Genomic DNA, 10000 nt, shown 5'->3' on the forward strand with positions numbered 1-10000 from the left:
ATAACGCCGACTGAACCACTCATAAAGGCCAAAGGTAAAAATACCGCGCTCAGCACCAGCGTGATGCCCATTATGGCACCTGACACCTGCTTCATGGCCTTTTGCGTCGCTTGCTTAGGCGTCAGTCCCTCTTCCAGCATCAGGCGATCGACGTTTTCAACCACCACTATGGCATCGTCCACCAGAATACCTATGGCCAGTACCATACCAAACATCGTCATCATATTGACGGAAAAGCCTAGCAGGTACATCACAGCTAAGGTCCCCATCAGACAAACCGGTACTACCAGTATTGGGATCAGCGTATAACGCAGGTTTTGCAAAAACAGTAACATCACCAGAAAAACCAGAGCTATGGCTTCCAGTAAGGTGTACACCACTTTCTCAATAGCCGCTTTGACAAACCTTGAGGTGTCATAAGGCACTGACAGTTCCATATCGGACGGCAGATACTGACTCAACTGATCTAATCTGACTTTGACTGCATCTACGGTACGGATAGCATTGGCACCTGGCGCCAACTGAATGGCCGCTATAACCGCATTTTTACCATTGAGCCTGGTATTGAAATTGTAATCTTGCATGCCAATTTCTATACGAGCCACGTCTTTGAGGTAAAGCGCCGCGCCGTTAGATGTGGTTCTGAGCAGGATCTGGCCAAAGTCTTCCACTGTTTTAAGCGTGCCATCCAGCACTATAGATGCACTGACTTCCTGCTCTGTGTTGCCAGGACTGCTGCCAAAACTTCCGGCAGGCACCTGAATATTTTGAGTCCGGATCGCACTACTGACATCCTCAACAGACAAACCGTAAGACACCAGCTTTTGTGTATCCAGCCAGACTCGCATCGCGGCTTCTGAGGAGAAAAATTGCAGCTTTCCTACACCCTCTACCCTGCGTATTTCTTTATTTAGCGAACGGGTGGCAAACTCAGACAAGGCCACCATGGATTTAGAGGCATCATCCTCTTTGTAACTTAGGGCGTAAAACATCAGAAAACCAGCACTGGACTCCTCCACTTGTAAGCCTTGCTGAGTCACAGCGGCCGGTAACCTTGATTCGGCTTTTTTCAGGCTGTTCTGCACTTCCATCTGAGCGACAGCAACAGAGGTTCCGGGTTTGAAGGTGACTGTAATATCCGAAGAACCGGACGAACCAATGGACGACTCAAAATAAAGCATATCTTTGATGCCATTGAGCTCTTCTTCTATCACAGAGGTCACAGACTCCACCATCACCTCAGCAGAAGCTCCAGGGTAAGTTGCAGTTACAATAATTTGCGGTGGCGCGACCACAGGAAACTGAGCAACAGGCAGATAAGGCAAGGCGAAAAGCCCTGCCATGCTGATAAAAATGGCCACGACCCAGGCAAATTTTGGGCGGGATATAAAAAACTCAGACATGTGATTGATCTCAAAGTGAACCGGAAACGGGAGAGGCTGTAGCAGCTGCATGCTTCAGATCATCAGCCAGCTGCACCTGAACTTTATCTCCAGATTGTAGCTGTGAGGTGGCGCTGGTCAGCACAATATCGCCTGCAGCAAGACCTGCAGTGATCTGCCAATCCTTCCCTACCATCACGCCAGTGCGGACTTCCCTGGGTTCAGCTTCACCATTCTTATTCTGTACCCAGACCCATTGCTGCCCCTGATGATCCCGGCTCAAAGCGCGCTGTGGTATCAGAATAGCATCTGGCACAAAACCAAGCCGGGTCCGGACTTTGACATACATGCCGGGTAACAACTGCTGATCTTTGTTGGCAAATTCGGCTCTGAGCGTTAAAGTTCCGGTGTTTTGATCGACCTGACTTTCGGCGAATAATACCTGTCCCTGCTGAGCTGGCTGCCCGGCGTTATCCAGAATATTCAATTGATTGACCACCTGAGCATGACCTTGCTTTATGCTTTGCTGGCGTTGCATTTCAGCGCCTGACGATAAATTCATATCAACGTACACAGGGTCCAGCTGATGAATGACGGCCAGTTGAGTCGCCTCATTCTGCCCCACTAACGCACCTTCACTGACTAAAGCTCTGCCAATGCGGCCTGCAATAGGAGCTGTGACTCTGCTGTAGCTCAGATTGAGTGTGGCATTGTCCAGATCCGCCTCTGCAGCCTGCACTGCGGCAGCTGCGCTGAGCAGGTTGGTTTTTGCGTTATCAAATTGATGCTGACTGACTGTAGCTGTGGCCAGTAGTGGTTTATATCGCCTCAGCAGATCGTCGGCTTCTTGCTGGGCTGCTTTGGCTTTTGCAAGTTCAGCCTGGGCCTTTGCCAGCGCCACTCGTAGAGGGGCAGGATCGAGCTGGAATAAAACCTGACCAGCACTGACCAGACTTCCTTCGGCAAATTCACGTTTGAGCACAATTCCCGCAACACGGGCACGCACTTCCGCCTGACGAACCGCAACCACTCGTCCCGGCAAATCTTCGGTGATATGCAGCGGTGCCTTTGTCACCACCAGGGCATCAGCGGTTTTCACCTCAGAGCCGGTTTCAGCCGCAGGCTCTGGGGTACAACCAATCAGGATCATGGCCAAAGTGATAGCCAGCAGATTCTTCCCCTTCCCCATCACCACTACCTCACTTAACCCGCTTAATTTGAAGGAATGCACGATACCACCAAGAATCAAATGAATCAACTTGGATTCATTTGATTCTTTTAAATTGCAGAAGTATAGTGATTACCAGCACTGAACCGAGTAGAATGCTCAGTGCTGTTGTGTTGATATGGATAAGATGATGACAAAAAGTGAAGCTACAGAGCCTTTGTTGTTGGCTGTTGCTATGGCCATGGTCGACAACCCCAGAGCATCTTTGCTGGAGTTGGCCAAAGCTGTTGGTGTCAGCAAAGCTACTTTGTATCGGATGTGCCCAACCCGGGATAACATCATAGAACGTTTGTTTTCTGAATCTGTGCGCCAGTTTGATTTGGTTATTGCCGCAGCTGAGCTGGACACAGCCCCTGTTCCTCAAGCCTTCCGCGCTTTGATTGAAGGTCATTTGAACCACAAAGAACTTTTTGTTTTTGTGTCCAATACCTGGGAGCCCCAGCTGCTGGAAGCATCAGCTCAGGGTCATCGCTGGGTGGAATATGAAATGCTTTTTGATAAGTTTTTTTTACGTGGCCAACAGGAAGGTTTTTTTCGGATCGACATCAGCGCAGCGGCCTTATCTGAGTTGATGATAGGTATGTTATCCGCCCTGTTGAATGCTGAACGCTCAGGCCGGATCGCCCGTAAAGATATGCTGGATACTATGGAAAAAATGTTTTTAACCGGCGCGCAGAGGCTGTAAGCACCATCAGGAGCCAGGCTTCTGCTTAGGTTGCGCTATCAAAACTCATACTCCAATGCAAAGCGTAAAGTGCGATCGACGGTTTGATTGTCGATAGCCACTATCACGGCCAGCTCCCATTTCAGTTGCTCTTGTCTGTCAAACTTATGTACCCCCATCAGGCTTGGGCCTGCACCTTTATAGTTTTCACCGGCATAAAGCTCGATAGCCGGCTGCACTGCGGGTAACCAACGGTAACGGTACTGGGCGCGGAATTCACTTTCCCACTCAGGATCTAATGTTTTGCCCCATTCGTACACGGCCAGAGCGTTTAAGGTCAGACTGGTTGGGCCAAATTCTTTTTCCATTAAAAGCCCTGTAGTGAATTCATAGTTATCCTGATTATTTTGCCGTTCCAGCTCAAACAGCATCCCCCAGTCAGCGCTGTATTGGCCTTGCTCTGTCAACATCCAGCGTAGCTCAAGCTCATAACCAGATAACTTGTAATCTTCCGGGCTTACCCTGTCTGCTATCGCATAAATTTCCAGCGCAGCACGCTCAGCGACAGAAAAACCGTAGCCCAGTTTTTGTCCCATAGCGTTATTGTCCGGATGATCGGCCTGACGCTGATAAAAATAGCGATATTCAAAACTGCGTTCCAGCGGTTGCACATAGGGATGATAGACTTTGTCCACAACCCGGCCATCGGCCAAAGCCAAAGTGCTGCTACCAAGACAAACAAAGCACAAAGCCTTTATCACCGCCTTTTTGCTGTAAAGCTTCATCTTTTTTTCTCCATAAAGCTGCAACACCAGAACAAGAGCACTAAACACACCATATACAGTAACAGCTGAGATAAACCGGGTGTGGCTTCATAACCCATCAGCGCCTGCAAAAAGAACCCCAATTCGGATTGTTCCGACAGCAACTGTTCAGTTTGCCAAAGCTGCGGACCTGCTACTAACCAATCGGATTGTATCAGTAAAGCCGACGCCATCATCACCTGCCGGGCTCCAGTGAAAGACAGCAGCAAGGCGAAACTCTGGTGACGCCACAACTTCAGTTCAGTCAGCAAGTAATACCAAAGCACGGCTATGCTAGCGCCGATCCCCACCCCCAGGGCTGAACCTAGCACCAGATCTGCAGGAGTGTTTTCTGTTTGTGTAGGCAACCAGATATAAAGCAACAAATTACTGCCACTGATACTGAACAGACAAGCCGCGGCAAGTGCTGAACCCCAGAGTGCATAGCTGGTCTTTCTGGCAGCCACACACAACAAAGCAAAACAGCTCAGATATAAAAAGCTATACAAAAACTCCAGTCCAAGACCATCCAGCAATTCCGAGATCCATACCATCTGCAGGCTAATCAGGCATAACATCAGCGCTGAAGGCAGGACGAAATACAGAGCAAAGTGACGCCAAAGGCTACGGTGCCATACCAGCAGAGTCGCCAGCAACAAGCACAGCGGCAGCAATTCGCGTAAAAACATCAGAACCGTATTAATCAGCATGTTTAGCCTTGTGCTGCAGCCATTCCTGCTCAGGCAGAGCTATCAATACTCCTTGCGCACTGTCAGGATTGTACTCGCCAAAAAATTCATATTTCCCGGGTTCCAGTGGACCAATAAATAAGGTGGCTTTGCCTTTGCCCAAAATCACTTTTTCACGGTTTAAACTGAAACTCTCGAACTCTTCAGGTGAGGGATCCTGATTAAATACCAGCAATTTCATTTTTTCTCCTGCCGGCACGTAAAGCACTGAAGGCTGAAACAGATGATCTTTAATATGCAGCTCAAATACACTTTGCTCCGCCACTACGGGCAGAGTCAAAGCCAGCATTAACAGAGGCGTAATGGGTAATACCTTTTTCCTGTTTTTTCTCAACTGTGTTCTCTCAACTGTTTTTTTTCACAGGGGCAGTTCCACTGTCACTTTTAATCCACTACTAAAATCTGCGGCGCCAAGACTGATCCGCCCTTGATGCAAAGCCACTATATCCCGCACTATCGCCAACCCCAAACCCGAGCCTACAGTGCCGGATTGATGTCTGTCACCCCCTACCCGGTAAAACCTGTCAAACACCCGGCTGTACTCACTCGGCGCTATACCAGGGCCATTATCCTGAACGACCAGCACGGCTTTGTCCTGCTCAACAGACAACTCAATTTGAATACAACCTCCCACCTGGGTGTATTTACTGGCATTGCCAACCAGATTGCTGACCAGCAAACGCAACGCAAAAGCATCACCTCTTAATGTTAAATGCTCTACACCTAAAAGCTCTATTTGTTGTTGTTTTTGCTCAATTTGTGGGTACCAATCTGCTACCACCTGACGACATAATCCCGCTAAGTCCAATTGGTCTGTTCGTGCCTGAAAGTGCTCTGGGTTGGTACGGTTTAACAGCATAATTTGTTCTATCAGAGTACTCATCCGCTCTACACCAGCCTGTAACGCCAGCATTGAACCTTCCGGATCACTGATGCCTGATTGTTGCCAGCGTGCTGATGCGTTATGCAAGTTAACCTGTAATACGCTTAAAGGAGTGCGCAGTTCATGCGCCACATCAGAGGCAAAACGTTTTTCTCTGTCAAAAGCATCGGCTAATCGGGCAAACAATTGATTGGTTGTTTTCAGCATTTGATCCAGCTCTGCAGGCACCTGTTCTAAAACAACCGGACTTAAGTCATTGGCTTTTTTCGAGGAGAGTTGGGCTGAGAATCTGTTAATAGGTGATAATGCCTTACTGACGACCAGCCAAATGAGCAACGCCTGCAGCGGCAAACTCAACACCACTGGGTAAATAGAAGCGGTAATGACTTCATCCGCCAATTGTTGTCGTTGTTTTAACGGCTGAGCCACTATGATGGTCAACAAATCTGTCGGCGTCTGCCGAAACACCCGCCATCTTTTACCGCCGAAATTATGCTCACTAAAGCCTTCGCTGTCTGACATTGAACTCTTGGGGGCCAACGCACTGCGATACACCAGCTCACCTTTTTGCCAGACCTGGAGGGCCAAACCAAGTTCTTGCTGAGATCCGCCCTGGTATTGCTGCGATAAGCTGGACGCCAGCACTTGCAAATCCTGATCAAACAAAGCTTCGGCCCTGCTGGCGCTTTGCTTATAGCTTTGCAGAGCAGCCACAAAACTGATCAGCGTAAAAAGCGCAATCAGCACTGTCACTAAATACCGACGCAAGGATCTCATACTTTACTCATATCAGACTGATGCAGGGGTTGCACTGACGCTGTAGCCCACACCACGTAAGGTTTTAATAAAATCTTTTGGCAACTTTTTCCGTAAATTGGAAATATGCACTTCAAGCGCGTTGCTTGCGACTTCTTCACCCCAGGCATATAAACTGGCTTCAAGCTGCTCACGGGTTTTAATTCGTCCTGCCGACTCCATTAACTCTTTCAGTAACATATATTCACGGCGTGACAAGTTGACAGTCTCGCCATCCACCCGGGCTAAATGCGCGCTGGTATCCAGTTCCACCTGCTGTAACTTAATTAAATGCGTCGCCGCTGTCCCCATCCGCCGTTCTATGACCCGCAATCGGGCAAATAACTCGGGCATGGCAAAAGGTTTGACCAGATAATCATCAGCACCTAAATCTAATCCACGGATCCTGTCATCAACGCCATCGCGGGCGGTTAATACCAGAACGGGCAAATGCGTGTCTTTTTGGCGGCTCTGTTTTAACACATCAAGACCGTCCATATCCGGCAAGCCTAAATCCAGGATCACAGCATCACAGTCTCTCGCTTTGATACTACTCAAGGCATGTTGACCTAAACTAACATGATTGACCGCAAAGCCCTGGCTGGACAAAGCGAGCACCAATCCTTTAGCCAAATCTAAGTCATCTTCGACTAACAACAGTCTCATACATGCCCCTTTATCTGAACCTGAATGCGAAAGGGGCAAGCCCTAAACAGCATCTGATTGTAATGTGAGACGGGCGTGGATAAGCCCACGCCACTGCGTTTTACAAATTAACGTTTTAATTTTTTCGCTACTTTGGCTTCCAATGCCGCAATTTCCTGTAACCGCCCTTGATCGGCACTTAGACGATCAGGACGAGGTGCGGCTTGTTTTGCCTTTTCAATGTAACTCATGGCGGCTTTATAGTCGCGTTCTTCTGTTAAAAATTCAGCATAAAAATAATTAGGATCAATACCTTGAGGGTTAATACTCAGAGCTTTTTCCAGCATCTGCTTAGCATTTTTGTCACTGCCAAAACCAATAGGCCAGCCCGGGACTTTATAGTAGAGCACACCTAAACTTGTGTAAGCCGAGCCTTGTAAGGCCTGGCTATCTATCTTAAGGGCAGCTTCCAGATCGGCTTTGGATTCTTCAGCCAGTGACATAGCACCTAAGCCACCTTTGACTCCGGCATAGCTGGATTTAATAATACCGCGCCAAATCAAGGCTTCGGCTTTGTCTGCATTCGAAGCAACTACCGCATCAGCTTGCTTTAACAACTCAGGATAAGCCTTCTCTTTTTGCTCCTCTGTCATGCTGTAGTTCACTTCAGCCCAGCGGTCCTGCAGAGGTTTAATATCCTGCAGTACATCGGCCTTTGCTGTCAGCGTCAGCAAGAAAACCGGGATCAATACTAATTTTTTCGATATTTTGTTCATGTCTGCCTCGTTAGTGGTTTTTGCCCACAGCCATTAATTCAATTAGTGTTAACTTACTTTTTAACCCCATATCCACCAGCGCCGGGAAAATCCCATTGAGACGGACAAAAATCCGCTCAGGCCAGCCAAGAAAACGGCGTAAATCGTTAGACTTCAACTGCTTAATCAGTTGCTCTGCGACCCACTGCGGGCTATCCATGCTGTTGCCAAGCTGCTGGTTTAACTGCACCACTTCTGTGGAATTAATTGAGGTTTCAGTCGCACGTGGTGCAAAGTACTTCACTTGTATACCGCTTTCTGCCAGCTCACGCTGCAACGCTTCGGTGAAACCCCGCAAACCAAACTTAGTAGCACAATAGCCAGTAAAGCCGGGATGGCCAATACTGCCAAAAGCTGAGCCCACGTTGACAATCTGGCCCTGGTGCTGCCGCAACATAGGCAAAAACAACTGACACAGTTGCATGGGGACCAGCAGATTAATACTGACCAGATCGCCAAACTGCTGCTGCTGACATAAACCAAACTGACTGATGCCGGCATTATTAATCAGTACATCTATGCCCCCCTGTTTTTGGCAAAACTGCAGTAAAGCTTGCTGATCAGTTTCGCTGGTCAGATCGCAGGGGAAAACCAATGTTTCAGCAGCTAACTGGTTTTGCAGGCTGCGTAACTTTTCGACAGATCGTCCGGTCAAAATCAAGCGGGCCCCCTCTCCACTTAACTGTCTGGCGACTTCTGCACCTATACCTCCGGTAGCCCCAGTCAGCAGCACAGTTTTGCCTGCTAAAACGCTCATGCCAAGACCTCCTCTGCGGCCACTTTTTTACTCAAACCATGAGGTTGCTCCAAGCTACGGAATACATCACCATACAAGTGGAAAAACCGTTTAGCACTGTGAATAATCAGCGCCTGTTCGGCAGGGTCTGTGATCTTATTCATTAAACTTTCGAAGAATTTGATATGGTCTTGATCCAAAGCACCATGAGAATTCAGGTAGCTAAAAGCTTTACGTGGTAACTGCAAGGTTCCGGCAATTTTACTGGCCGCTTGCTCTGCTAATGCTATAGACGTGCCTTCGAGCACCAGCACCATGCCAAAAAAGCACAGTGGATTGACACGGCGCACCGAATCATAGGCATAAGACACCATTAACTCAGTTGCAAAAGCCGGAGTGCTGGTGCGTGCTTGCTCTTTGTCATAACCACAAGCAGCAATATCATTCAGTACCCACTCCTGGTGGCCCAGTTCTTCTTCAATATATTCAGCTACAGCTTCACGCAACCATTCTTTTGACTCTGGCAACAAAGCACCAACAGACATCAGCAACGGTACTGTATGTTTAACATGGTGATACGCCTGATTTAAAAAGGCCACATAGTGATCCAGCGTAAAGTCACCCGCAAAAGTGCGGCGGATCATCGGAGCATCCAGTAAATAAGCACGCTCTTGTTCAGTGGCATTAACCAGCGTTTGATAAAAACTCATAGGATTCTCCAATTACAGTGTTAGAAACAAATAAAGCGTGGATATCATTTTGGTACTTTTTGACGACTTCAGCGCGACGTGGCCGGCCATTGGCTGTCAAAGTTCCATCTGCAACAGACAGAGGCTGTGTTAACAGCTGATAGCGTTTAATCTGAGCATAATCAGGTAACTCCTGGTTCACTTTGTCCAGATAAGCGGGCACCAGTGGCGCTGCGTCAGGGTTAGACAGATACAATAGAGCAGCACAATAAGGCTGAGCATCACCAACCAAGACAGCCTGCCGGATCAAACCACTTTGAGTCAGTAAGGCTTCTGGCCATTCGGGCGAAATATTGCGCCCGAGGCTGGAAATCAGTAAGTTTTTACGTCGCCCCAAAATGCGTAACCTGCCCTGAGCGTCTACTTCACCTAAATCCCCGGTAAAGACTTTGTCACTGGCTGAAGACGGCTCCGCCAAATAGCCCAGAAATGCTTGTTTAACTACAATTTCGCCATCAATAATTTCGATATCGCGATGCGCTAAAGCTGTGCCTACCAGTTCCAGTTCTAAAGCAGTACTCTGACGGGCGTCTGCCGTAGACAAAGCCACC

General features: G+C 48.3%; 11 protein-coding genes and 1 pseudogene. 1 reads left to right on the top strand and 11 read right to left on the bottom strand.

Translation table 11 applies throughout. The annotated features are described in order from the left end of the window. Together LDL40_RS07240 and LDL40_RS07245 are read right to left on the bottom strand one after the other, a co-directional pair. Positions 1-1403, bottom strand: a 1403-nt coding sequence (locus LDL40_RS07240; protein ID WP_300994563.1) for an efflux RND transporter permease subunit, incomplete at its 3' end; no start/stop codon positions are given. A gap of 10 nt (positions 1404-1413) precedes the next feature. After that, on the bottom strand, positions 1414-2571 hold the full coding sequence (locus LDL40_RS07245; protein WP_300994565.1) for an efflux RND transporter periplasmic adaptor subunit: 1158 nt from the start codon (positions 2569-2571) through the stop codon (positions 1414-1416). 169 nt (positions 2572-2740) lie between these two features. Here LDL40_RS07245 and LDL40_RS07250 point away from each other — a divergent pair, with 169 nt between their 5' ends. Then, positions 2741-3295: a TetR/AcrR family transcriptional regulator gene (locus tag LDL40_RS07250; RefSeq protein ID WP_300994566.1), complete on the top strand. Its 555-nt coding sequence runs from the start codon at positions 2741-2743 to the stop codon at positions 3293-3295. A gap of 38 nt (positions 3296-3333) precedes the next feature. Here LDL40_RS07250 and LDL40_RS07255 read toward each other — a convergent pair whose 3' ends face one another. The 9 genes and pseudogenes from LDL40_RS07255 to LDL40_RS07295 all read right to left on the bottom strand — a co-directional run. Continuing rightward, positions 3334-4059 (bottom strand): hypothetical protein, encoded by a 726-nt coding sequence (locus LDL40_RS07255; protein ID WP_300994567.1) that lies wholly within the window; start codon positions 4057-4059, stop codon positions 3334-3336. Further along, positions 4056-4787 carry a hypothetical protein gene (locus tag LDL40_RS07260; protein ID WP_300994568.1) on the bottom strand — a complete coding sequence of 244 codons (732 nt, stop codon included), beginning with the start codon at positions 4785-4787 and terminating at the stop codon, positions 4056-4058. The genes LDL40_RS07255 and LDL40_RS07260 overlap by 4 nt, the downstream gene beginning before the upstream one ends. Continuing rightward, positions 4777-5160 carry a cupredoxin domain-containing protein gene (locus LDL40_RS07265; protein WP_300994569.1) on the bottom strand — a complete coding sequence of 128 codons (384 nt, stop codon included), beginning with the start codon at positions 5158-5160 and terminating at the stop codon, positions 4777-4779. The genes LDL40_RS07260 and LDL40_RS07265 overlap by 11 nt, the downstream gene beginning before the upstream one ends. A gap of 24 nt (positions 5161-5184) precedes the next feature. Beyond that, entirely contained in the window at positions 5185-6486 is a 1302-nt protein-coding gene (locus LDL40_RS07270) for an ATP-binding protein (protein WP_300994570.1), read from the bottom strand. Positions 6487-6498: 12 nt separating this feature from the next. Beyond that, positions 6499-7170, bottom strand: a complete 672-nt coding sequence (locus tag LDL40_RS07275; protein WP_300994571.1) for a response regulator — start codon at positions 7168-7170, stop codon at positions 6499-6501. 107 nt (positions 7171-7277) lie between these two features. Next, positions 7278-7925, bottom strand: a complete 648-nt coding sequence (locus LDL40_RS07280; protein WP_300994572.1) for a tetratricopeptide repeat protein — start codon at positions 7923-7925, stop codon at positions 7278-7280. A gap of 10 nt (positions 7926-7935) precedes the next feature. Next, positions 7936-8721, bottom strand: coding sequence for an SDR family oxidoreductase (locus LDL40_RS07285; RefSeq protein WP_300994573.1), 786 nt, complete (start codon positions 8719-8721; stop codon positions 7936-7938). Then, positions 8718-9410 (bottom strand): TenA family transcriptional regulator, encoded by a 693-nt coding sequence (locus LDL40_RS07290; RefSeq protein WP_300994574.1) that lies wholly within the window; start codon positions 9408-9410, stop codon positions 8718-8720. The genes LDL40_RS07285 and LDL40_RS07290 overlap by 4 nt, the downstream gene beginning before the upstream one ends. Next, positions 9385-10000: pseudogene (locus LDL40_RS07295) on the bottom strand (hypothetical protein); the annotation flags it as partial. The pseudogene LDL40_RS07295 and the gene LDL40_RS07290, both read right to left, overlap by 26 nt.

The organism is Rheinheimera sp., from assembly GCF_020217005.1.
Classification (GTDB): domain Bacteria; phylum Pseudomonadota; class Gammaproteobacteria; order Enterobacterales; family Alteromonadaceae; genus Pararheinheimera.

Coding starts and splice junctions, on each gene's coding strand:
- LDL40_RS07250 (WP_300994566.1), top strand. CDS start 2,741: ATGACAAAAAGTGAAGCTACAGAGCCTTTGTTGTTGGCTGTTGCTATG.
- LDL40_RS07245 (WP_300994565.1), bottom strand. CDS start 2,571: ATGGGGAAGGGGAAGAATCTGCTGGCTATCACTTTGGCCATGATCCTG.
- LDL40_RS07280 (WP_300994572.1), bottom strand. CDS start 7,925: ATGAACAAAATATCGAAAAAATTAGTATTGATCCCGGTTTTCTTGCTG.
- LDL40_RS07290 (WP_300994574.1), bottom strand. CDS start 9,410: ATGAGTTTTTATCAAACGCTGGTTAATGCCACTGAACAAGAGCGTGCT.
- LDL40_RS07285 (WP_300994573.1), bottom strand. CDS start 8,721: ATGAGCGTTTTAGCAGGCAAAACTGTGCTGCTGACTGGGGCTACCGGA.
- LDL40_RS07255 (WP_300994567.1), bottom strand. CDS start 4,059: ATGAAGCTTTACAGCAAAAAGGCGGTGATAAAGGCTTTGTGCTTTGTT.
- LDL40_RS07275 (WP_300994571.1), bottom strand. CDS start 7,170: ATGAGACTGTTGTTAGTCGAAGATGACTTAGATTTGGCTAAAGGATTG.
- LDL40_RS07270 (WP_300994570.1), bottom strand. CDS start 6,486: ATGAGATCCTTGCGTCGGTATTTAGTGACAGTGCTGATTGCGCTTTTT.
- LDL40_RS07260 (WP_300994568.1), bottom strand. CDS start 4,787: ATGCTGATTAATACGGTTCTGATGTTTTTACGCGAATTGCTGCCGCTG.